Below are 21,406 nucleotides of genomic sequence, written 5' to 3'. Positions count from 1 at the left end.
GTTCATGGTCCGTGAGACCTCGCAGATGTTCATCACCGGTCCGGACGTCGTCAAGGCGGTCACCGGCGAGGAGATCACCCAGAACGGCCTCGGCGGCGCGGACGTCCACGCCGAGACCTCGGGCGTCGCGCACTTCGCGTACGACGACGAGGAGACCTGCATCGCCGAGGTCCGGTACCTCATCGGGATGCTGCCCTCCAACAACCGGGAGAACCCGCCCACCGCGGCGAGCGACGACCCGGCGGACCGGCGCGGCGACGCCCTCCTGGACCTGGTCCCGGCCGACGGCAACCGCCCGTACGACATGCACAAGGTCATCGAGGAGCTCGTCGACGACGGCGACTACCTGGAGATCCACGAGCGCTGGGCCCGCAACATCATCTGCGCCCTGGCCCGGATGGACGGCCAGGTCGTCGGCATCGTCGCCAACCAGCCCCAGGCCCTGGCCGGCGTGCTGGACATCGAGGCGTCCGAGAAGGCAGCGCGCTTCGTCCAGATGTGTGACGCCTTCAACATCCCCATCATCACTCTTCTGGACGTACCCGGCTTCCTGCCCGGCGTCGATCAGGAGCACGGTGGGATCATCCGGCACGGCGCGAAGCTGCTCTACGCGTACTGCAACGCGACGGTGCCGCGGATCTCCCTGATCCTGCGCAAGGCGTACGGCGGTGCCTACATCGTCATGGACAGCCAGTCCATCGGTGCGGACCTCACCTACGCCTGGCCCACCAACGAAATCGCCGTGATGGGCGCGGAGGGCGCCGCCAACGTCATCTTCCGGCGGCAGATCGCGGAGGCCGAGGACCCCGAGGCCATGCGGACCCGCATGGTCAAGGAGTACAAGACCGAGCTGATGCACCCCTACTACGCCGCCGAGCGCGGCCTGGTCGACGACGTCATCGACCCGGCCGAGACGCGCGAGGTCCTGATCGCCTCGCTCGCGATGCTCCGCACCAAGCACGCCGACCTGCCGGCCCGCAAGCACGGCAACCCGCCGCAGTAGAAGACGGAGACACCACTCATGACCACTGCCACCGCCGAATCCGTGCTGCGCGTCGAGAAGGGCCTCGCGGACCCCGAGGAGCTGGCCGCGATCACCGCGGTCCTCCTCGCCCGTGCCGCCGCCCAGCCCACCGCGGCCCCCACCCGAGTCCGCGACACGGCCGGCTGGCGCCGCCTGGAGCGCTCCCCGGGCTTCCGAGCCCCGCACAGCTGGCAGGGCTGACCCCAAAAGGCTCGCTCAGGCTCCGAGCCTGAGCGGGCCTTTTCGCGCCCGCAGGCGAATCCCATGGGCGCGGGCCACATCAAGCCCGCAGGCGTACTCCGAGGCCGGGCGGGCCACATCAAGCCCGTCCGGCGATTGAGGACAAGCAAGGCCGCCAGGCCGAGCGGCAGAACGCCGAGGGCCCCGCACTCCCAGGAGTGCGGGGCCCTCGGCGTACGGGAAACGCCTACCGCAGGCGCGCCATGAGCGCGTGCTCCACCAACGTGATCAGCGCACTCTTCGCATCCGCCCGGTGCCGCGCGTCCGTCGTCAGGATCGGCGTGTCCGGCCCGATCTGAAGCGCCTCGCGGACCTCGTCGGGGGTGTAGGGCTGGTGGCCGTCGAAGCCGTTGAGGGCGATGACGAAGGGCAGCCCGCTGTTCTCGAAGTAGTCGACGGCCGGGAAGCAGTCCGCGAGACGGCGGGTGTCCACCAGCACCACCGCGCCGATCGCGCCGCGCACCAGGTCGTCCCACATGAACCAGAAGCGGTCCTGGCCCGGCGTACCGAAGAGGTACAGGATCAGGTCCTGGTCCAGGGTGATACGGCCGAAGTCCATCGCCACCGTCGTGGTGGTCTTGTCCCCCGTGTGCGTCAGGTCGTCGATGCCCGCCGAGGCGGACGTCATCACGGCTTCGGTGCGCAGCGGATTGATCTCCGAGACGGCACCGACAAACGTGGTCTTACCCACGCCGAAGCCCCCTGCCACCACGATCTTCGCCGAGGTAGTGGAGCGGGCCGCTCCGCCGCTAGAGCTTGCGAAGTCCACTGAGCACCCTTTCGAGCAGTGTCACATCTGGCTGGCCGCCGGCGGACTCGTCGCCGCCGGGCTGATGGATAGCGACGAGTCCCGCCTCGGCCAGGTCGGCTACGAGGATCCGGGCCACGCCGAGGGGGATCGAGAGGAGGGCCGAAATCTCGGCCACCGACTTGATCTCGAAGCACAGCCGGCAGATCCGCTGGTGCTCGGGCAACTGCCCTTGCAGCCGGGACGGATCGGCCGTGGTACTGACCAACGCCTCAATGGCGAGTTGGTAGCGCGGTCGGGTCCTGCCACCTGTCATGGCGTACGGACGGACCAGCGGATTGTGCGCGGCCGGAGCCGACGGCTCGGGAGCCCGCCGCGGCTGCACCGGCTGGATCCGGGGCTGCTGCTGCGGCGCGTCGAACCGGTGCGGCCTGCGCGGATGCTGCTGCGGCTGCGCGGGCTGCTGGGGCTCCTGCTGCGGCCAGCCGGGGCCCGACTGGCCGTACTGGCCCTGGGCGTACGGCTGGTAGGGCTGCTGAGGCTGCTGAGCGCCCTGTCTGCCGGGTGCGGAGGGGAAGTTGAAACGTTCGTCCCCGTGCCCACCCTGCATGTGCCGGTCACCGTCGTACTGGTGTCCGCCTGGGGGTGTACCCACGATTCCTCCTCCGCCTGCCGGTCCCGATCTCAGTGGACCGCGCCACCGCACCCTATGGCGCGGTGACGCGAAACGCACTGTGTGGTTACTGGATAAGACTAGTTAAGAAGACTTCCCTGGAGCTCGGCACGGAGGTCCGGCGTCAGAACGCTGCCCGCGCGGTCGACCAGAAGGGCCATTTCGTACCCGATGAGGCCGATGTCGGCGTCCGGGTGGGCGAGAACGGCCAAGGAGGACCCGTCGGAAACGGACATGATGAAGAGGAATCCTCGCTCCATCTCCACAACCGTCTGATTGACCGCGCCGCCCTCGAAGATCCGTGAGGCGCCGGCGGTCAGCGAGGTCAGCCCGGAGGCGACCGCCGCCAGCTGGTCCGCGCGGTCGCGCGGGAATCCCTCGGACATCGCCAGCAGGAGTCCGTCGGCGGAGACCACCACCGTGTGCGACACCCCGGGGGTGTTGTCCACGAAGTTGGTGATCAACCAGTTCAGATTCTGCGCCGCCTGGCTCATCGGGCTCACACTAACGCTCCTGGTTGTAGGTAGTACTTGTGTCCGTACCCGCGTTGCGTCCCCGAAGGACACCGCGCCGCAGGTTGCTCAGCCTGCCACGCACGTCTTCCGGAGCGCGGGAGACCTGGGGGCCGCCCTGCTGGGTCTGTTCGGCGGTGCCCTCGACCAGGTTGGCCTTGGGCACGCGCCGGGGAAGACCGGACGGGGTTATCCCGCCCGCCTTCGGCTCCCGGAGCTTCTCGGCCCGCTCCCAGCGCTCGTCGTTGGCCGAGCGCCAGTCGTCGGGGCCGTCGTTTCCGGCGTTCCCGTCGGTGGCTTGCTGTGCCGGGGCCGGCCGCTGCGGCAGTTCGTGCTGCTGCGGAGGCTCCTGCGCTCCACCGGACCGGCCGTTCGCGCGGCCCGTGGGCTGCCAGTGCTGCTGGCCGCCCCGGCGCGGAAGACCGGCTTCGGTCAGTTCGTGGCCGGTGTTCGGGACGGGGCCCGAACGCTCGAAGCCTACGCGCTCCTGCGGCTCGGCGGGAGCGCTCACCGCAGATTCCGGTTCCGCCTGGCCGACCGGCTCGAACCCGCCCTGGTACGTGCCCTGATCTGCCCACTCTTCCTGCTGGGGCTGGGCGGCGTACTGCTCGTCGTAGCCCTGCACGGGCGCCTCGGGGGCCGCGTAGGCAGCCTCCGGATAGCCGCTCTGGGAGGCGTCGTAGGCGGGCTGGGCGTCGTAGCCGGGGGCACCGGCGTACGGGTCGTAGCCGCCCTCGTACTGCTGCGCGGCGTAGGCGTCCTGGCCGTTCCCGTTGTAGGCCGCCTCACCGTTCCCGGCGTACGCGTCCTGGCCGTACGCGTCCTGGCCGTACACCTGCTCGGATCGCGCCTGCTCCGGCTGCTCCCCGAACGCCTGGCGCTCGCCGCCGGCGGCCTGGGCCTCCAGCGCCGCGCGGCGCTCCTCGCGCATCAGCGAGCGGCCCACCGGGTCGAGCTGGGCGGAGTCCGCGGAGCCCTCGTCGTAACGGGAGTCGTCGAAGCCGAGCTCGGCCGCCGTACGGAGCTGCTGCTGCTGCTGCGGCAGGGCGTCGAACGCCTGCTGCTGCGGGATGATCGAGGAGACGGTGAAGTCGTCCTGCTCCGGCGCGTCGCCGCCGCCACCGTGGGTGATCGCGTCCGGCAGCATGACCAGCGAGGTCGTGCCGGCCTGCTCGCCCGAGGGGCGCAGCTGGACGCGGATGTCGTGCCGGTCGGCGAGCCGGCCGACCACGAACAGGCCCATGCGCTGCGAGACCGCGGCGTCCACCGTCGGCGGGTTGGCCAGCTTGTGGTTGATGTCGGCGAAGTCCTCGGCGGTGAGGCCGATGCCCTTGTCGTGGATCTCGATCATCACGCGGCCGTCGGGCAGCCGGGTCGCGGTGACCCGCACCTTGGTCTGCGGCGAGGAGAACGTCGTGGCGTTCTCCAGGAGCTCGGCCAGCAGGTGCACGAGGTCGGTGACGGACTGGCCGTGGATCTCGGTCTCCGGGACGCCGGAGAGCTCGATGCGCTCGTACGACTCCACCTCGGAGGAGGCGGCGCGCAACACGTCCACCAGCGGCACCGGCTGGTTCCAGCGGCGGCCGGGCTCCTCGCCCGCGAGGACGAGCAGATTCTCGCCGTTGCGCCGCATACGGGTCGCCAGGTGGTCGAGCCGGAACAGGCTCTCCAGCTGGTCCGGGTCGGCCTCGTTGTTCTCCAGGTCGGTGATCAGGGTCAGCTGGCCCTCGATGAGCGACTGGTTGCGGCGCGAGAGGTTGGTGAAGATCGCGTTGACGTTGCCCCGGAGCATGGCCTGCTCGGCCGCGAGCCGGACCGCCTCCTGGTGCACCTGGTCGAAGGCGCGGGCGACCTCGCCGATCTCGTCCCGCGAGTTGATCGGGATCGGCTGCACGCGGGTGTCGACCCGGCCCGGGTCGGTGCGCGACAGCTGGTCGACCAGCGAGGGCAGCCGCTGCTCGGCGATGGAGAAGGCCGCGGTACGCAGCCGGCGCATCGAGCGGCTCATCTGGCGGGCCATGAGCCCGGCCAGGAGGAACGCGGCCAGCAGGGCGACGACGACGATCGACGCGTCGACGATGGCGTCGGTCCGGGCGTCGGAGGAGATCTCCGCCGCCTCGGTCACGGCCTTGTCGACCAGCTCGTCCTCGACCGTGGTGTAGCCGTCGAACTTGGCGGTGGCGGCGGCCATCCAGGTCTCGGGGGTGATCCCCTTGGCCTTCAGCTGGTCCGGGTCCTTGCCGAGGCCGATCTCCTTGGCCATGCCGTCGTAGACCGAGCCGTCGATGGAGGGCGGCGCCACGAACGGCGCACCGGCCGCGTCCGCCTTCCCCTTGGCTTCCTTCAGCTGGGCCGCGCCCTCGGCGGCCTTGGCGCCCATGACCTTGCGCAGCCGGGCCGCGTCGGCCTCCGTACCGCCGGAGGTGAACTCGCCGAGGGCGATCTGCTCCAGGTAGTTGTAGGAACCGAACGCCTTGACCTGGTCGTTGAACTTGCCCTCCTCCCTGCTGGGACGGACGAGCAGGTGCATGCCGATGGAGCGCTGAAGCGATTCTGCGGCCTTGGCCAGCTCGATCGCGTAGACGGTTCGGCCGTAGCTGGTGATGTTGCCGGTGCCGAGGCCCAGTTCGTTGCAGAACTCCATCAGGGAGTGCTGCACCTGGACGTAGCCCTCTTCGGTCTTCACCGGGTCCATGGCCGCGGTGTACGCCGCCTTGCGCAGCTGCGGGAGCTTCGGCTCCTCCAGCTTGAACAGCTTGAGGCGGCGCTGGAGGCCCTCCTTGGCCGGCATGCCCTCGACCGCGTCGGCGAACTTGGCGGCGGCCGCGTCGGTGGTGGCCCGGGTCTGCGTGACGGCATCGTCCTCACGCTTGTTCGACAGCAGCGGCTGGGCGGTGAGGTCGCGCTCGTTGAGCAGGGCCTGTCCGTACTCCGCGGCGGCCCGCACGATCAGCGCGGTCTTCTCCGCGTCCTGGGCCTCCTGCCAGGTGTTGACCGAGCCCTTCACCTGGAAGCCGCCCATGACCAGGCCGACCAGGACCGGGATCAGGAGGATCGCGTTCAGCCGGGTGGGCACCCGCCAGTTGCGCGGCGACAGCCGGCTGGTGCTGCCACCGGCCGGCGGCGCCCCTGCGGACACGTCGGCGGACGGCGCCGCGGCACGCGACGGCGGGGTGAAGTTGCCCCGTTCCGCCTGCGCCGTGGAGCCCTCGTTGTTACGCCTCACTCGACCAACAACCTCTCGGCGTCGGCACCTACGTTGTGCCGTGTTTTGTTCAGGGCGGTACTTACTCGGGAGTTGGTCGCATTGCAGCACGGCTGACGGCCGCGTTCCAAACAGTCGGAATGAGCGATTCCGAGTGGCTCACGCCTCAGATAAATCGGGCATAAAGAGCGAGCCCCGCCAAAAGGCGAGGCTCATGTGAGCGCAGCGACACCGCTCGTACGCATCCGGTGTCGGTCGCGGGGCAATTCTCTGTCGAAACGTTATGAAGGCGGGGGCGGATCGTGTCAAAGGACACAGCCCGCCCCCGTGTGACTACGTTAACTGCCGTATGCCACTTCCGACTTGTGACTACTTGAGTCGGGCCATCAGAGCGTGCTCCACCAGCGTGATCAGGCCGCTCTTCGCGTCCGCGCGGTGCCGCGCGTCCGTGGTGATGATCGGGGTGTCCGGCCCGATCTGAAGCGCCTCGCGGACCTCGTCGGGGGTGTAGGGCTGGTGGCCGTCGAAGCCGTTGAGGGCGATGACGAAGGGCAGCCCGCTGTTCTCGAAGTAGTCGACGGCCGGGAAGCAGTCGGCGAGACGGCGGGTGTCCACCAGGACGACGGCGCCGATCGCGCCGCGCACCAGGTCGTCCCACATGAACCAGAATCGGTCCTGGCCCGGCGTACCGAAGAGGTACAGGATCAGGTCCTGGTCCAGGGTGATGCGGCCGAAGTCCATCGCCACCGTCGTGGTGGTCTTGCCACCGGTGTGCGTCAGGTCGTCGATGCCCGCCGAGGCGGACGTCATCACGGCTTCGGTGCGCAGCGGATTGATCTCCGAGACGGCACCGACGAACGTGGTCTTGCCCACGCCGAACCCACCGGCCACGACGATCTTCGCCGAGGTGGTGGCCCGGGTCGCCGCGCCGCCGTTAGAGCTTGCGAAGTCCACTGAGCACCCTTTCGAGCAGTGTCACATCCGGCGCGCCGCCGGCCTCTCCATTGCCCGGCTGGTGAATGGCCACCATGCCGGCTTCCGCCAGGTCCGCGACGAGAATCCGCGCCACACCGAGGGGCATCGACAGCAGGGCCGAGACCTCGGCCACCGACTTGACCTCGCGGCACAGATGGCAGATCCGCTGATGCTCGGGGAGCAGGGTCCCCAGATGCGCGGGATCGGCCGTGGTGCTGACCAGTGCTTCTATCGCCAGCTGATAGCGCGGCCGGGTACGTCCACCGGTCATGGCGTACGGGCGGACCAGCGGCTGGTCGCCCTCACCTTCGTACGACGCGTGACTCGACGCGCCGTACGGATCGGGTGAGGCGGGTGGCGGGGTCATGAATCCTCCGGGCGTGACAGCAGGGTGTCGGCTTGCCGTCTGAAGGGGCCGGTGGGGGGCTGTAAGCGGCCGGACGGTCGAGGGTGGGTGTTCGGGTTGATCGTCTGTGTCACTGGTTCACGGCCGCCTAGTGGAGCAGGCTGCCCTGGAGCTCCGCACGGAGGTCCGGGGTCAGGACGGTGCCTGCCCGGTCCACCAGCAGGGCCATCTCGTAGCCGACCAGACCGATGTCGGCGTCGGGGTGGGCCAGCACGGCCAGCGAGGAGCCGTCCGAGATGGACATCAGGAACAGGAAGCCCCGCTCCATCTCCACCACGGTCTGGCTGACGGCGCCGCCCTCGAAGATCCGGGAGGCGCCGGCCGTCAGCGAGGTCAGCCCGGACGCGACGGCCGCCAGCTGGTCGGCGCGGTCGCGCGGGAAACCTTCGGACATCGCCAGCAGCAGCCCGTCCGCCGAAACCACCACCGTGTGCGACACCCCTGGGGTGTTGTCCACGAAGTTGGTGATCAGCCAGTTCAGATTCTGTGCGGCCTGACTCATCGGGCTCAACTAACGCTCCTGCTGGTGAGTGGGGCCGAGGGGGAAGCTACCGGTCTGACCAGTGCCCGCCTGGCGCCCCTGCTGGATGCCCCGGCGAAGATTGGTCAGACGCCCGCGCACGTCGTCGGGCGCGCGCGAGACCTGCGGACCGGTCTGGTTGTTCTGCTGCTGGGCGGTACCCGGCACCAGGTTGGCGCGCGGGACCCGGCGCGGCAGGCCGGACGTGGTGATACCGCCCGCCGCGGGCTTCTTCACCCGCTCCGCCTGCCGGACGATCTCATCGTTCGGCGACGCCCGCCAGGCGCTCGCCGCGCCGCTGTCGCCGAGGGTCCGCTGCGGCGCGGGAGCCACGGGCTCCTGGGCCGGCTGCTGCGGGAAGTCCTGCGCCGGGGCGGCCGGAGGCTGCTGCGGGGCACCCGGCTGCGGACCGCGGAACCAGTTGGTCTCCAGCGTGTCGTACAGCGGGGTGCGGCCGTCACCGGGCCCGGCCGGCGGCAGCGCCTCGGGCTGCTGCGGCTGCTGCGGCTGCTGCGGCAGGACCGGGCGGTACGGGGCCTCGGGCGCCTGGCCCGCCATGGGCGGACGCGGCGCGCCGAAGTCCTGGTCGTCGCGCTGCCGGGGTGCGGGCGGCTGCGGGGCGCCGAAGTCCGGGCGGGCGAACTGCGAGGTGCTCGTCACGTCCGGGTTCTGCGGGCCGTTGCCGTACGCGCCGTTGTGCTGGGGGCCGTTCGGCTGCGGTACGCCGCGCTGCGGCAGACCGGGCTGCGCGCCGTTGTGCTGCGGCGCGTTGCCCTGCCGCATGTCGTGCCGCGGCGCGGGCGCCGAGAAGTCGGGCCGGGCGAACTCCGCCGTGGAGCCGGGCCCCTGGCGGTCGTCGGCCGGAAGGCGCGGCGCCTGCGGGAAGCGGCCGGTGGTCTCCGACTCCTCGTGACCGCGCGGCGCGTCGAGCGGGGCGCGCCGGGGCGCGGACGGCTCGTCGGTGCCCCAGCTCGTCGTCTGCGGGCGCTGCGGGGCCGGGAAGCCGCCGCCGGGCGCACCCTGGGCCGGGTTCGGGGCCGGGGAGCCACCGGGCAGCTCGGCGCGCGGACCGCCGACCGGCGGCAGCTGGCGCTCGCCCCGCCCCGGACCGCGCGGCGGCTCGAAGGCGTTGCGCCCGTCCTGACCGCCCTGGCCCGGCTGGTCGAACCGGGCCTGCTGCGGCTGCGGGGCCTGCGGGGCGGCCGGGCCGTTCTGCTCGGGGCGCCGCTGGTCGAAGAGGCTGGGCCGGTTTGCGTCCGCACCGCCGTCGCCCTGACCGCGGGCGCCGAGCCGGGCACCGCCGAACGCACCGGCGAGGCCGCCGCCCTGACGGGCGCCGTCCTGGCGGGGGCCGTCCTGGGCCGGGCGGGCCTGCGGGTTCTGGAACGCCGCGTCCTGCGTGCCGGGTCCGCCCTGCGGGTTCTGCGGGCGGTTGCCGTCGCGGGCGGGCAGCGCGGCCCGGGGACCGGAGCCGGCGCCGACCTGGCCGCGCTGGGGGCCGGGGCCCGCCGCGGGGCGTCCGCCCTGGGCGTCGTTGCCGCCGGCGAGCAGGCCGCCGGGGGACTGCTGACCGGGCGCCTGCTTCGGGGCCGGCTGCCGGCCGCCGTGGGCGACGTCCACCGGGAGCATGACCAGCGCGGTGGTGCCGCCGGAGTCCGAGGGGCGCAGCTGGATGCGGATGCCGTGGCGGAGGGAGAGCCGGCCGACCACGAACAGGCCCATGCGGCGGGAGACCGAGACGTCCACGGTGGGCGGCGAGGCCAGCCGCTCGTTGATCGCGGCCAGGTCCTCCGGGGAGAGCCCGATGCCGGTGTCGTGGATCTCGACCAGCACCCGGCCGTCGGGCAGGGCGTGACCGGTGACCCGGACCTTCGTCTGCGGCGAGGAGAACGACGTGGCGTTCTCCAGCAGCTCGGCGAGCAGGTGCACGAGGTCGTTGACGACCCGGCCCGCGACCTCGGTGGCGGGCACCGCGGCCAGTTCGATGCGCTCGTACTGCTCCACCTCGGACGCGGCGGCGCGAAGCACGTCGACCAGCGGCACGGGGCGGGTCCACCGGCGGCCCGGCTCCTCACCGGCGAGGACGAGGAGGTTCTCGCCGTTCCGGCGCATACGGGTCGCGAGGTGGTCGAGCTTGAAGAGGGAGGAGAGCTGGTCCGGGTCGGCCTCGCGCGACTCCAGTTCGGAGATGAGCGAGAGCTGACGCTGGATGAGGCCCTGCGAGCGGCGCGAGAGGTTGGTGAACATCGCGTTGACGTTGCCCCGCAGAAGGGCCTGCTCGGCGGCGAGACGGACCGCCTCGCGGTGCACGTCGTCGAAGGCCGCGGCCACCTTGCCGATCTCGTCGCGGGAGTGCACACCGACGGACTCGACCGAGGTGTCGACGTCCTGCGGGTCGGCCTCGGAGAGCTGCTTGACCAGCTCGGGCAGACGGTCCTGGGCGACGCGGGTCGCGGTGTCCTGGAGCCGGCGCAGCGAGCGGATCATGGACCGGGCGACGACGAAGGCGCCGACCAGCGAGACACCGAGCACGAGCAGGATCAGCGCACCGGAGATGATCGCCTCGCGCTGGGACTCCTCGCGCAGCTCGCGCGCCTTGCCCTCCATGTCGCTCAGCAGGGTCTCCTCGACCCGCTTCATGGTGTTGATCTTGACGGTGTCCTGGTCGTACCAGTTCATGTACGAGCGCCGTGCCTTGGAACCGCCCATGGCGAGCGGGTTCTCCAGCATCTTCTGCGCGTACGTGTTCGCGGCCTTGATGTCCGGGTTGCCGTCGTCGAGCGTCGAGGTCAGCTCGTCGGCGTCCTTGCCGGTGGAGGTGTAGATCGCCTCGAACGAGGTGCGGGCGGCCAGTTCCTTGTTCCGCGCGGCCAGGCCGAACTGCTGGTCGTTGCGGTCGAGGTCGGGCTTCTTGTCGTCGCTGGTGGGCAGCGCGGCGGCGATGATCGCGCGCTGGATCGAGGCGTACTCCTTGGCGGAGGAGAACGCCGCCAGCGCACGGGTCCGCTTGATCATCTCGGGGCTGCTGGTCGCCTGGGCCATGTCCTGGGACAGGCTCAGCAGCGAGGTGATCAGCTGGCTGTAGGCGTCGACCGTCTGGAGGGAGGGACTGTCCTTCTCGTACGCGTGCTTGCGGATGTCGCGGATGGAGCTGAGCCGCGTGGCGATCTGCTGGACGCTGGTGTGGATGCTCTCCAGGGTGTCGTCACCGGTGGTGTCACCGATGTCGCCCGTGCCGTGGAGGAACGCCAGCTGCGCCTTGTCGGTCTTCTGCCGGGGCGTGGTGATCTTGAAGTCGGTCTCGGGCACGCCGTGCGACAGCGGACCTGCCGTCTGGTCGCGCTCCTCCTGGAGCGCCTGCGCCAGCGAGGTCGCCTGCTTCGTCATCTCGGTCAGCAGCTGCATGTGCTCCAGCTGCTGGATGTCGTTCAGCGAGTCGTTGATGCGCAGACCACCCAGCGTGGTCGCGGCGACCACGGGGAGGGCGAGCAGGGACACCAGGCGGGTGCTGATGCGCCAGTTGCGGAGAGCTACCCGCGAGCCCGTGCTGACGGGGCCCCGCGGGGCCGGCGCGGCGGCCTGCTCGGGCTCGCCGCCGGACGGAGCGGCGCCGGGGCGCCGGTCGCGGTCACCTTGGTCACCGGCCGCGGCCGATCCGGGGTTCTGGGCGTGCTGGGGCGAGGCACCGCGGTCGGTCCCGCCGCGCGGCTCCTGTTCCGCCGCAGCGCTGCCATCCCTCTTGAAACGTCCCTGCACTAGCGTCGCAACCTCTGGACCAGGCGTTCTTCCGTCATGAACGGAGAAAACGGTGTCGGCGTGGTGGGGCGTTGTCCCGCCCCATGGTGGTCGTTGAGTGACCGGCGCTCTTCCCCTTCCCGCCGCCACTCGGCGCTGCGTTGCGCCCCTGCGCGCCGGCTTGAAACCCGCGGCGGTGCGTGGAATTTCAGCACAGTGCTGGATCTCCAACAAGGGCCAGGTACCGGGCTGTGACCTGCGTGACACCGTGTGATGAAGGCGTAACAAGCGGTGGGGGCGGTTCGCGGACAATCCGGACGATTGGGGGTGAGTTCCGGCGGGGCGGCGGGTGTCCCAGTCGCCATGATCAGGAGCGGAATGGTCGGTTCAGGGGTGACATGTCCGTTTCTCAGGTCCAGACCTCCTGACCGTATTGGGTGGATTGTCGCGGTGCTGGTGAGCAAACTCACATGAAGATCGCCGTCTTTCCCGGGCCGCCGGGGGGAATTGAATGTTTAGCCTGACGCTTTACTGGGATGGCAGAACCGACAACCGGCGTCCCCTCTCGTACGGGTGGCGCCCCGACGACAGGGCCGTACGGCAGATGAACACGACGCTCCGCATCCTCGCCAACCCCCGCCGCACCACGCTGGCTCACCTCGACGACGCCGAGTCGCTGAAGACGGCGGAACTCCCGGAGCACGCGGTCCAGCTGCCGACGCAGACCGCCAACCCGCGCCGCACGATCCTCATGACGGCCCCCGTCGCCGCGGAGTGATCCCGCACGGGAGCGCCCCTCATGCGCGCTAGCCTGGAGCGTCAGTCTTTTCCAGGCACCCAGCAAGCAGTGAGGGGCGACAGCAACCCGTGCGCATCGCCAGGTTCTCCATCGACGGCAATGTCGCCTTCGGCGCGGTCGAGGGCGACGGGCCCGACGGTCTCGTCCTCGACATCATCAAGGGCATCCCGTACTCCGAGTTCGAGCTCTCCGGGACCAAGGTCCCGCTGAACAAGGTGCGGCTGCTGCCGCCCGTGCTCCCCAACAAGGTCGTGGCCATCGGCCGCAACTACGCGGAGCACGCCGCAGAACTCGGCAACGAGGTCCCCGACGTCCCCGTCGCCTTCTTCAAGCCCACCACCTCGGTGATCGGCTCCGGCGACGCCATCGAGTACCCCTCCTTCTCCGACGAGGTCCACCACGAGGCCGAGCTGGCCGTGGTCATCGGCCGGATGTGCCGCGAAGTGCCGCGCGAGCGGGTCAAGGACGTCGTCTTCGGCTACACCTGCGCCAACGACGTCACCGCCCGCGACGCCCAGAAGCGGGAGAAGCAGTGGGCCCGGGCCAAGGGCTTCGACACCTCCTGCCCCCTCGGCCCCTGGGTGGAGACCGACCTCGACCCCAGTGACCTCGCCATCCAGGCCACGGTCAACGGCGAGCAACGCCAGCTCGGCCGGACGAGCGACATGATCCGGTCCATCGAGGACCTGGTCGTCCACATCACGGAAGCCATGACGCTGCTTCCGGGTGACGTGATCCTCACCGGCACTCCCGCGGGGGTCGGACCCCTCCATGTCGGCGACGAGGTCGCCGTCACCATCGAAGGCATCGGCACTCTCACCAACAAGGTGATCAAGCGTGGCTAACGCAGCAGTACGTGTACGTTTCTGTCCCTCCCCGACCGGCAACCCGCACGTCGGCCTGGTCCGGACGGCTCTCTTCAACTGGGCCTTCGCCCGGCACCACCAGGGCACCCTGGTCTTCCGCATCGAGGACACCGACGCGGCGCGCGACTCCGAGGAGTCGTACGAGCAGCTCCTCGACGCGATGCGCTGGCTCGGCCTGGACTGGGACGAGGGCCCCGAGGTGGGCGGCCCGCACGCCCCGTACCGCCAGTCGCAGCGGATGGACATCTACAAGGACGTCGCGGAGAAGCTGCTCGCCGGCGGTTACGCGTACCACTGCTACTGCACCACGGAGGAGCTGGACACCCGCCGCGACGCCGCCCGCGCCGCCGGCCGCCCGTCCGGCTACGACGGCCACTGCCGCGAGCTGAGCGACGAGCGGAAGGCCGCGTACGAGGCGGAGGGCCGCACCTCCATCGTCCGCTTCCGGATGCCCGACGAGGCGATCACCTTCACCGACCTGGTCCGCGGCGACATCACCGTCCAGCCGGAGAACGTCCCGGACTACGGCATCGTCCGCGCCAACGGCGCCCCGCTCTACACGCTGGTCAACCCGGTGGACGACGCGCTGATGGAGATCACCCACGTCCTGCGCGGCGAGGACCTGCTCTCCTCCACCCCGCGCCAGATCGCCCTGTACCGGGCGCTCATCGAGCTGGGCGTGGCCAAGGACACCCCCGCCTTCGGACACCTGCCGTACGTCATGGGCGAGGGCAACAAGAAGCTCTCCAAGCGCGACCCGCAGGCTTCGCTCAACCTCTACCGCGAGCGCGGCTTCGTCCGCGAGGGGCTGCTCAACTACCTCTCGCTGCTCGGCTGGTCGATCGCCGAGGACCGCGACATCTTCGACATCGACGAGATGGTCGCCGCCTTCGACATCAAGGACGTCAACGCCAACCCGGCCCGCTTCGACCTCAAGAAGTGCGAGCACATCAACGCGGAGCACATCCGCCGCCTCGACGTGAAGACCTTCACCGAGGCGTGCGGCCCCTGGCTGAAGGCGCCGTTCGCCCCCTGGGCCCCGGAGTCCTTCGACGCGGCGGTCTTCGCCGAGATCGCCCCGCACGCCCAGACCCGGCTCACGGTGCTCTCCGAGATCACCGCCAACGTGGACTTCCTGTTCCTGGACGAGCCGGTGCGCGACGAGGCGTCCTGGGCCAAGGCGATGAAGGAGGGGTCCGACGCCCTCCTCGTCACCGCCCGCGCCCAGCTCATCGCCGCCGACTGGAACGCCGACGCCCTCAAGGCCGCCGTCCTCGCCGCCGGCGAGCAGCACGGCCTCAAGCTCGGCAAGGCCCAGGCCCCGGTCCGCGTGGCCGTCACCGGCCGCACGATCGGCCTGCCCCTCTTCGAGTCCCTGGAGATCCTGGGCCGCGAGCGCACGATCGCCCGCATCGACGCGGCCCTGGCCAGGCTGGCCGCGTAACGCGTCATCCACGTACGGGACGGGCCCGGCGACCGCACAGCGCGGCCGCCGGCCCCGTCCCGCTGTGCACGGCCGCGCGTAGAGTCGGGCCATGCCCATCAGAGCCGTCCTCTGGGACATCGACGACACGCTGTTCGATCACACGGCGGCCGCCGCCACCGGGATGGCCCGGCACATCGCGGCCGAGGGGCTGCCTCCCGGGTACGCCTCGGCCGAGGAGGCCGTCGAGGCGTGGCAGCGGGTCACGCGGCTCCACTGGGCGCGGTTCTCGGCCGGGGAGACCGACTGGCAGGGGCAGCGCCGGGACCGGGCCCGGGAGTTCCTGGGGCGGGCACTGGACGACGACGAGGCCGATGCCTGGTTCGCCCGCCACGTCTCGCACTACGAGTCCGCCTGGGCGCTCTTCCCGGACGCCGTCCCGGCGCTCGACGCCCTGGCGGGGACGTACCGGCACGCCGTGCTGTCCAACTCGGCCCAAGAGCCGCAGCACCAGAAGCTGACGGTGCTCGGGGTGCGCGACCGGTTCGAGTCCCTGCTGTGCGCGGCCGAGCTGGGCGTCTCCAAGCCGGACCCGGGCGCGTTCCTGGCCTCCTGCGAGGCGCTGGGGCTCGACGCGCACGAGGTGCTGTACGTCGGGGACGAACCCGACATCGACGCCGCCGGGGCCACCGCCGCCGGCCTGGCGGGCGTCTGGCTGGACCGGCGCGGCAGGGGAGGGCGGCCCGAGCTGGTCCGGATCACGGGACTCGACCAGCTGCCGGGGCTGCTCGCGGGGCATACCCGTTTTGGAGCGTCGGACACCTTCGGGTAATGTTCTTCCTGCGCCGCCCGAGCGGGCCGAAAGATCCGGCCGGGAAGCGCAGACAGAAACAAGGCCCCGAGGGGTTGCGTTTCAGTGGGCTATGGTGTAATTGGCAACACTACGGTTTCTGGTACCGTCATTCTAGGTTCGAGTCCTGGTAGCCCAGCGCAGTACAGAGCACATTGCAGGACAAGCCCCCGTTGTGTAGCGGCCTAGCACGCTGCCCTCTCACGGCAGTAGCGCCGGTTCGAATCCGGTCGGGGGTACAGATCCTTCCCGCGAGATCATCTGGGTCGCACCCACGGTCTCGATGCAGGATCGCTAGGGCCCCCGTTGTGTAGCGGCCTAGCACGCTGCCCTCTCACGGCAGTAGCGCCGGTTCGAATCCGGTCGGGGGTACTTGCAACACCATGGGCTATGGTGTAATTGGCAACACTACGGTTTCTGGTACCGTCATTCTAGGTTCGAGTCCTGGTAGCCCAGCGCAGTACAGAGCACATCGCAGGACAAGCCCCCGTTGTGTAGCGGCCTAGCACGCTGCCCTCTCACGGCAGTAGCGCCGGTTCGAATCCGGTCGGGGGTACAACAGGCAAGAAGCGAAAGGCCCCTCACTCCGGTGAGGGGCCTTTCGCTTGTACGCGGCACGGGGCCGCCCCGCTCAGTACCCGTGCCGCCGGAGCGGTGGACGGGGGGAAGCTCCCCGATCTCCCGGGCGCCGGTCCAGCCCAACCGGTCGAGCAGCGCGTCGACTTCCGCCCGCGCCGCCGCCGTCTCCGGTGCCTCCTCGTCCGGCTCGGGCCCGTGCGGGAGCGCCCGGAGGGCCGCGCCCAGGCGGATCTCCCGGTGGCAACAGCCCCTCGCGCATGCTGCGGGAGCTGAAGGCGGACAGGTCCAGGGGGCTGCTCGGCCACGTCCTGCTGTCCGGCTCACCGAGGACGTACTACGTCGTCCGGTACGGGGAGTCCAAGGAGCAGCTGCACGCGTACGCCTCGGCGCCCGGCATGTTCCACCGGGGGGCGTGGGCACTGCTCCACCGCAAGGAGAAGAAGTCCCGGCAGCACCTGGGGCTGTGGCACGAGACCTACCCCGTGCCCGGGGGCGGCTACGAGTCCGTCCACGCCGACATGCCGGCGTTCGGACTGGCCGCGGCGACCGGGTCGCTGCCGATCGAGGGGCGGGGCCGCCGTGCGGCGGACCGGCCGGCGCACCGCTCGGGCGCCAAGTGACGAAGGGCGTTGAGAAGGGGGGCCGCCACGACGCTGGGGCGGCCTCGGGGGAGGGGAGGCGCGGCCGGGGCTCAGCCGGTGCGGCGCAGCGCCTCGCTCAGCCGGGCGGCCGAGTCGATGACCGCCTGGGCGTGCATCCGGCCCGGGTGGCGGGTCAGCCGCTCGATCGGTCCGGAGACCGAGACGGCGGCGACCACGCGGTTCGACGGGCCGCGCACGGGGGCGGAGACCGAGGCCACGCCCGGCTCGCGCTCACCGATCGACTGGGCCCAGCCGCGCCGCCGTACGCCGGAGAGCGCCGTCGCCGTGAAGCGGGCGCCCTGGAGGCCGCGGTGCAGTCGCTCCGGCTCCTCCCAGGCCATCAGGATCTGCGCGGACGAACCGGCCTTCATGGTCAGCGTGGAGCCGACCGGTACGGTGTCCCGCAGTCCGGACAGCCGCTCCGCCGCCGCCAACCAGATGCGCATGTCGCCTTGGCGCCGGTAGAGCTGGGCGCTCTCCCCGGTGATGTCGCGCAGATGCGTGAGCACCGGTCCGGCCGTGGCCAGCAGGCGGTCCTCACCGGCCGCCGCCGCCAGCTCGGAGAGCCGGGGGCCGAGAATGAACCGGCCCTGCATGTCCCTCGCCACCATGCGGTGGTGTTCCAGTGCCACGGCCAGCCGGTGGGCCGTGGGTCGTGCGAGCCCGGTCGCCGCGACCAGCCCGGCGAGGGTGGCCGGCCCGGACTCCAGGGCGCTCAATACCAGAGCCGCCTTGTCGAGAACGCCGACGCCGCTAGAGTTGTCCATACGACGATACTCGCGTCTCACTCTGTGAAACGCAAGTTCAATTTTCCCCGGAAGTTGCGAACCTGTACCGGCGGCCCCACAACGGCCCGTAGCCACCGCCCCGTACGGGGGTCCGGACGGGGGCGCACCGAATCTCTAGTTGGGCCGGCGATGACGCCGGCCGGAGGGAAAGCGATGGGTAGGACACTCGCGGAGAAGGTTTGGGACGACCACGTCGTCCGGCGCGCCGAGGGCGAGCCCGACCTCCTCTTCATCGATCTGCACCTGCTGCACGAGGTGACCAGTCCCCAGGCGTTCGACGGCCTGCGGCAGGCCGGACGCCCGGTGCGGCGGCTCGACCTCACCATCGCCACCGAGGACCACAACACCCCGACCCTCGACATCGACAAGCCGATCGCCGACCCGGTCTCCCGCGCCCAGCTGGAGACGCTGCGGAAGAACTGCGCGGAGTTCGGCGTCCGGCTGCACCCGCTGGGCGACGTCGAGCAGGGTGTCGTGCACGTGGTCGGCCCGCAGCTGGGCCTGACCCAGCCCGGCACCACCGTGGTCTGCGGCGACTCCCACACCTCCACGCACGGTGCGTTCGGCGCCCTCGCGTTCGGCATCGGCACCAGCCAGGTGGAGCACGTGCTGGCCACCCAGACGCTGCCGATGGCCCGCCCGAAGACCATGGCGATCACCATCGACGGCGAACTGCCCGACGGCGTCACCGCCAAGGACCTGATCCTGGCGATCATCGCCCGGATCGGCACCGGCGGCGGCCAGGGCTACATCCTCGAATACCGCGGCTCCGCCATCGAGAAGCTCTCGATGGAGGCCCGGATGACCATCTGCAACATGTCGATCGAGGCCGGTGCGCGGGCGGGCATGATCGCCCCCGACGAGACCACCTTCGACTACCTGCGGGGCCGCGACCACGCCCCCGAGGGCGAGGACTGGGACGCCGCCGTCGCGTACTGGAAGACGCTGCGCACCGACGACGACGCGGTCTTCGACGCCGAGGTGGTCATCGAGGCCGCCGAGCTGGCGCCGTTCGTCACCTGGGGCACCAACCCCGGCCAGGGCGCGCCGCTGTCGGCCAGCGTCCCCGACCCGGCTTCGTACGAGGACGCATCGGAGCGCAACGCCGCCGAAAAGGCCCTGGAGTACATGGGGTTGACTGCCGGCCAGCCGCTGCGCGAGATCAGCGTCGACACCGTCTTCGTAGGCTCCTGCACCAACGGCCGCATCGAGGACCTGCGCAACGCCGCCGCGATCCTGGACGGCCGCAAAGTCGCCGACGGCGTACGGATGCTGGTCGTCCCGGGCTCCGTCCGGGTCGCCCTCCAGGCGGTCGACGAGGGCCTGGACAAGGTCTTCACCGCCGCCGGCGCCGAGTGGCGGCACGCGGGGTGCTCGATGTGCCTCGGCATGAACCCCGACCAGCTGGCCCCCGGCGAGCGCTCCGCCTCCACCTCGAACCGCAACTTCGAGGGGCGGCAGGGCAAGGGCGGCCGTACGCACCTGGTCTCCCCGCAGGTCGCCGCCGCCACCGCGGTGCTGGGCCATCTGGCCTCGCCCGCCGACCTGTCCGACGACCGCACGCCCGCCGGAGTCTGAGAATCATGGAAGCTTTCACCGCACACACCGGCCGGGCCGTTCCGCTGCGCCGCAGCAACGTCGACACCGACCAGATCATCCCCGCCCACTGGCTCAAGAAGGTCACCCGGGACGGCTTCGAGGACGGCCTCTTCGAGGCGTGGCGCAAGGACGAGACCTTCGTCCTCAACCGCCCCGAGCGCGAGGGTGCGTCGGTCCTGGTGGCCGGCCCCGACTTCGGCACCGGCTCCTCCCGCGAGCACGCCGTCTGGGCGCTGCAGAACTACGGCTTCAGGACCGTCATCTCCTCCCGGTTCGCCGACATCTTCCGCGGCAACTCGCTGAAGAACGGTCTGCTGACCGTGGTCCTGGACCAGAAGACCGTCGACGCCCTCTGGGAGCTGACGGAGGCGGACCCGACGGCCGAGGTGACGGTCGACCTGGAGGCGCGGCAGGTCCGCGCCGAGGGCATCACCGCCGACTTCGAGCTGGACGAGAACGCCCGCTGGCGGCTGCTGAACGGCCTGGACGACATCAGCCTCACCCTTCAGAACGAAGCCGACATCGCGGCTTACGAGGCGGCCCGGCCGGCCCACAAGCCCCGCACAATTCCGGCCTGATCAGCGCGTTTTCAGGACCGCGCCCCCTGCCTTCTGGTAGGGGGCGCAGTCGTTTGTTGGGACCCCGTCGGGCGACAACTCGCCCCAGATGGCACAATCGGTGCATGGAACGCGACAGCCAACTCAAGATTTACGGCCAAGTCGCCGACCAATTGAAGGAAGCGCACTCCCGGGTGCGCGCACTGCAAGTCCCGGACGGCGTAAGGATGGCGTTGAACCGGAAGCTGTTGGTCGTCACGGCCACGGCGAAGCACGATCTTCCGGGCGCGGCAAGGCGTCTGGACCGGTTGATGAAGGACCTCGACGAGGGCCGATTCCCCGAAGGTGACTGACTCCGCAGAACTGCGCGGCGGTCGACTTCGTTGCGGCACTAGGGTGATTAGCCCGTTTCGTGTTTGATTTGCGGTATATATCTGCCTAACGTGCGAAAAAGCCGGACAGATTCGTTCCGGCAATGTCTCCGAAGGGGAAGACGTGAACAAGGCGCAGCTCGTAGAAGCGATTGCCGACAAGGTCGGCGGCCGGCAGCAGGCCGCGGACGCCGTCGACGCGGTGCTCGACGCGATCGTCCGTGCGGTTGTCGCGGGGGACCGGGTCTCGGTCACCGGCTTCGGCTCGTTCGAGAAGGTCGACCGCCCCGCCCGCTACGCGCGCAACCCGCAGACGGGTGAGCGCGTGCGGGTCAAGAAGACCTCGGTGCCCCGCTTCCGCGCGGGCCAGGGCTTCAAGGACCTGGTCAGCGGCTCCAAGAAGCTTCCCAAGAACGACGTGGCCGTGAAGAAGGCCCCCAAGGGCAGCCTCTCCGGCGGCTCTTCCACCCGTACGACGGCCAAGGCCGCCGCCAAGAAGGCCACCGCGAAGAAGGCCGTGGCGAAGAAGGCCACCGCCAAGAAGGCCACCCCGGCGAAGAAGACCACCGCCGCGGCCACGAAGACCACCGCGAAGAAGACGTCGCCGGCGAAGAAGACGACGACGGCCGCCGCGAAGAAGGCCACCCCGGCGGCGGCGAAGTCGACGGCGGCCAAGAAGACCACCGCCGCCAAGACCGCGCCCGCCAAGAAGACCACGGCGAAGAAGGCGCCCGCGAAGAAGACCACCGCGCGCAAGACCACGGCCAAGAAGGCCACCGCGCGCAAGAAGTGAGACCGGGCCGCACAGGCCCCCACACGCGCCGGGGGGGGGGGGGGGGGGGGGGGGGGGGGGGGGGGGGGGGGGGGGGGGGGGGGGGGGGGGGGGGGGGGGGGG

19 protein-coding genes, 5 tRNA genes and 2 pseudogenes are annotated in these 21,406 nt (G+C 70.7%); 16 read left to right on the top strand and 10 right to left on the bottom strand.

The window, feature by feature from the left end; all coding sequences use genetic code 11:
* Both ACN6LM_RS32855 and ACN6LM_RS32850 read left to right on the top strand, forming a co-directional pair.
* Window positions 1-1,003 (top strand): acyl-CoA carboxylase subunit beta (locus ACN6LM_RS32855; RefSeq protein WP_445069043.1); only part of this gene is annotated, 1,003 nt, incomplete at its 5' end.
* Window positions 1,004-1,021: 18 nt separating this feature from the next.
* Window positions 1,022-1,225 (top strand): acyl-CoA carboxylase subunit epsilon, encoded by a 204-nt coding sequence (locus tag ACN6LM_RS32850; protein WP_445069042.1) that lies wholly within the window; start codon window positions 1,022-1,024, stop codon window positions 1,223-1,225.
* Between the two features lie 226 nt (window positions 1,226-1,451).
* Here the strand turns inward: ACN6LM_RS32850 and ACN6LM_RS32845 are convergent, their stop codons facing one another.
* The 8 genes from ACN6LM_RS32845 to ACN6LM_RS32810 all read right to left on the bottom strand — a co-directional run bounded on the left by ACN6LM_RS32845 (window position 1,452) and on the right by ACN6LM_RS32810 (window position 12,059).
* A complete protein-coding gene (locus ACN6LM_RS32845) occupies window positions 1,452-2,033 on the bottom strand; it encodes a GTP-binding protein (protein WP_014048542.1) in 582 nt (193 codons plus the stop codon).
* Window positions 2,014-2,667, bottom strand: a complete 654-nt coding sequence (locus tag ACN6LM_RS32840; RefSeq protein WP_445069041.1) for a DUF742 domain-containing protein — start codon at window positions 2,665-2,667, stop codon at window positions 2,014-2,016. Before ACN6LM_RS32840 ends, ACN6LM_RS32845 begins: the two co-directional genes overlap by 20 nt.
* 98 nt (window positions 2,668-2,765) lie before the next feature.
* On the bottom strand, window positions 2,766-3,179 hold the full coding sequence (locus ACN6LM_RS32835; protein ID WP_018102439.1) for a roadblock/LC7 domain-containing protein: 414 nt from the start codon (window positions 3,177-3,179) through the stop codon (window positions 2,766-2,768).
* A gap of 10 nt (window positions 3,180-3,189) precedes the next feature.
* Complete coding sequence (locus ACN6LM_RS32830) at window positions 3,190-6,423, bottom strand: nitrate- and nitrite sensing domain-containing protein (RefSeq protein ID WP_445069040.1); 3,234 nt, start codon at window positions 6,421-6,423, stop codon at window positions 3,190-3,192.
* Window positions 6,424-6,771: 348 nt separating this feature from the next.
* Window positions 6,772-7,356 carry a GTP-binding protein gene (locus ACN6LM_RS32825; protein ID WP_028444348.1) on the bottom strand — a complete coding sequence of 195 codons (585 nt, stop codon included), beginning with the start codon at window positions 7,354-7,356 and terminating at the stop codon, window positions 6,772-6,774.
* Entirely contained in the window at window positions 7,337-7,744 is a 408-nt protein-coding gene (locus tag ACN6LM_RS32820; protein WP_018521347.1) for a DUF742 domain-containing protein, read from the bottom strand. Before ACN6LM_RS32820 ends, ACN6LM_RS32825 begins: the two co-directional genes overlap by 20 nt.
* A gap of 127 nt (window positions 7,745-7,871) precedes the next feature.
* Window positions 7,872-8,285 carry a roadblock/LC7 domain-containing protein gene (locus ACN6LM_RS32815; protein WP_006127850.1) on the bottom strand — a complete coding sequence of 138 codons (414 nt, stop codon included), beginning with the start codon at window positions 8,283-8,285 and terminating at the stop codon, window positions 7,872-7,874.
* A gap of 9 nt (window positions 8,286-8,294) precedes the next feature.
* Window positions 8,295-12,059, bottom strand: coding sequence for a nitrate- and nitrite sensing domain-containing protein (locus ACN6LM_RS32810; RefSeq protein ID WP_445069039.1), 3,765 nt, complete (start codon window positions 12,057-12,059; stop codon window positions 8,295-8,297).
* Window positions 12,060-12,642: 583 nt separating this feature from the next.
* Between ACN6LM_RS32810 and ACN6LM_RS32805 the strand changes: the two genes are divergently transcribed.
* From ACN6LM_RS32805 to ACN6LM_RS32765, 9 genes are all read left to right on the top strand, one after another.
* Window positions 12,643-12,816: a hypothetical protein gene (locus tag ACN6LM_RS32805; RefSeq protein ID WP_445069038.1), complete on the top strand. Its 174-nt coding sequence runs from the start codon at window positions 12,643-12,645 to the stop codon at window positions 12,814-12,816.
* Between the two features lie 89 nt (window positions 12,817-12,905).
* A complete protein-coding gene (locus tag ACN6LM_RS32800) occupies window positions 12,906-13,682 on the top strand; it encodes a fumarylacetoacetate hydrolase family protein (RefSeq protein ID WP_164398836.1) in 777 nt (258 codons plus the stop codon).
* Window positions 13,675-15,147 carry a glutamate--tRNA ligase gene (gltX, locus tag ACN6LM_RS32795; protein WP_445069037.1) on the top strand — a complete coding sequence of 491 codons (1,473 nt, stop codon included), beginning with the start codon at window positions 13,675-13,677 and terminating at the stop codon, window positions 15,145-15,147. The genes ACN6LM_RS32800 and gltX overlap by 8 nt, the downstream gene beginning before the upstream one ends.
* Window positions 15,148-15,238: 91 nt before the next feature.
* Window positions 15,239-15,958 carry an HAD family hydrolase gene (locus tag ACN6LM_RS32790; RefSeq protein WP_445069036.1) on the top strand — a complete coding sequence of 240 codons (720 nt, stop codon included), beginning with the start codon at window positions 15,239-15,241 and terminating at the stop codon, window positions 15,956-15,958.
* Between the two features lie 85 nt (window positions 15,959-16,043).
* Window positions 16,044-16,115 (top strand) — tRNA-Gln (locus ACN6LM_RS32785).
* 27 nt (window positions 16,116-16,142) lie between these two features.
* Window positions 16,143-16,215 (top strand) — tRNA-Glu (locus tag ACN6LM_RS32780).
* A 60-nt stretch (window positions 16,216-16,275) separates the two neighbouring features.
* Window positions 16,276-16,348 (top strand) — tRNA-Glu (locus ACN6LM_RS32775).
* A gap of 12 nt (window positions 16,349-16,360) precedes the next feature.
* Window positions 16,361-16,432, top strand: a tRNA-Gln gene (locus ACN6LM_RS32770).
* Window positions 16,433-16,459: 27 nt separating this feature from the next.
* Window positions 16,460-16,532, top strand: a tRNA-Glu gene (locus tag ACN6LM_RS32765).
* Between the two features lie 92 nt (window positions 16,533-16,624).
* On the opposite strand, the pseudogene ACN6LM_RS32760 reads toward ACN6LM_RS32765, so the two are convergent.
* A pseudogene (locus ACN6LM_RS32760) lies at window positions 16,625-16,792 on the bottom strand (MerR family transcriptional regulator); the annotation flags it as partial.
* A 17-nt stretch (window positions 16,793-16,809) separates the two neighbouring features.
* On the opposite strand from ACN6LM_RS32760, the pseudogene ACN6LM_RS32755 reads away from it, so the two are divergent.
* A pseudogene (locus ACN6LM_RS32755) lies at window positions 16,810-17,175 on the top strand (monooxygenase family protein); the annotation flags it as partial.
* A 71-nt stretch (window positions 17,176-17,246) separates the two neighbouring features.
* Here the strand turns inward: ACN6LM_RS32755 and ndgR are convergent.
* The gene (ndgR, locus tag ACN6LM_RS32750) at window positions 17,247-17,963 is read right to left on the bottom strand and encodes an IclR family transcriptional regulator NdgR (protein WP_445069035.1); all 717 of its coding nucleotides are present in this window, start codon (window positions 17,961-17,963) and stop codon (window positions 17,247-17,249) included.
* Between the two features lie 174 nt (window positions 17,964-18,137).
* Here ndgR and leuC point away from each other — a divergent pair, with 174 nt between their 5' ends.
* The 4 genes from leuC (at window position 18,138) to ACN6LM_RS32730 (ending at window position 21,304) form a co-directional block, all read left to right on the top strand.
* Window positions 18,138-19,562, top strand: a complete 1,425-nt coding sequence (leuC, locus tag ACN6LM_RS32745; protein ID WP_445069034.1) for a 3-isopropylmalate dehydratase large subunit — start codon at window positions 18,138-18,140, stop codon at window positions 19,560-19,562.
* A gap of 5 nt (window positions 19,563-19,567) precedes the next feature.
* Complete coding sequence (gene leuD, locus ACN6LM_RS32740) at window positions 19,568-20,161, top strand: 3-isopropylmalate dehydratase small subunit (protein ID WP_445069033.1); 594 nt, start codon at window positions 19,568-19,570, stop codon at window positions 20,159-20,161.
* A 104-nt stretch (window positions 20,162-20,265) separates the two neighbouring features.
* Window positions 20,266-20,493 (top strand): SCO5555 family protein, encoded by a 228-nt coding sequence (locus tag ACN6LM_RS32735; RefSeq protein WP_018102425.1) that lies wholly within the window; start codon window positions 20,266-20,268, stop codon window positions 20,491-20,493.
* A 142-nt stretch (window positions 20,494-20,635) separates the two neighbouring features.
* Window positions 20,636-21,304: an HU family DNA-binding protein gene (locus ACN6LM_RS32730; RefSeq protein WP_445069032.1), complete on the top strand. Its 669-nt coding sequence runs from the start codon at window positions 20,636-20,638 to the stop codon at window positions 21,302-21,304.
* The last annotated feature ends 102 nt before the right edge of the window (window positions 21,305-21,406 follow it).

This window comes from Streptomyces sp. SAS_281 (genome assembly GCF_052542855.1).
Note: the sequence above shows the minus strand (reverse complement) of the source record. Positions and strands in the feature narration are given on the sequence as shown.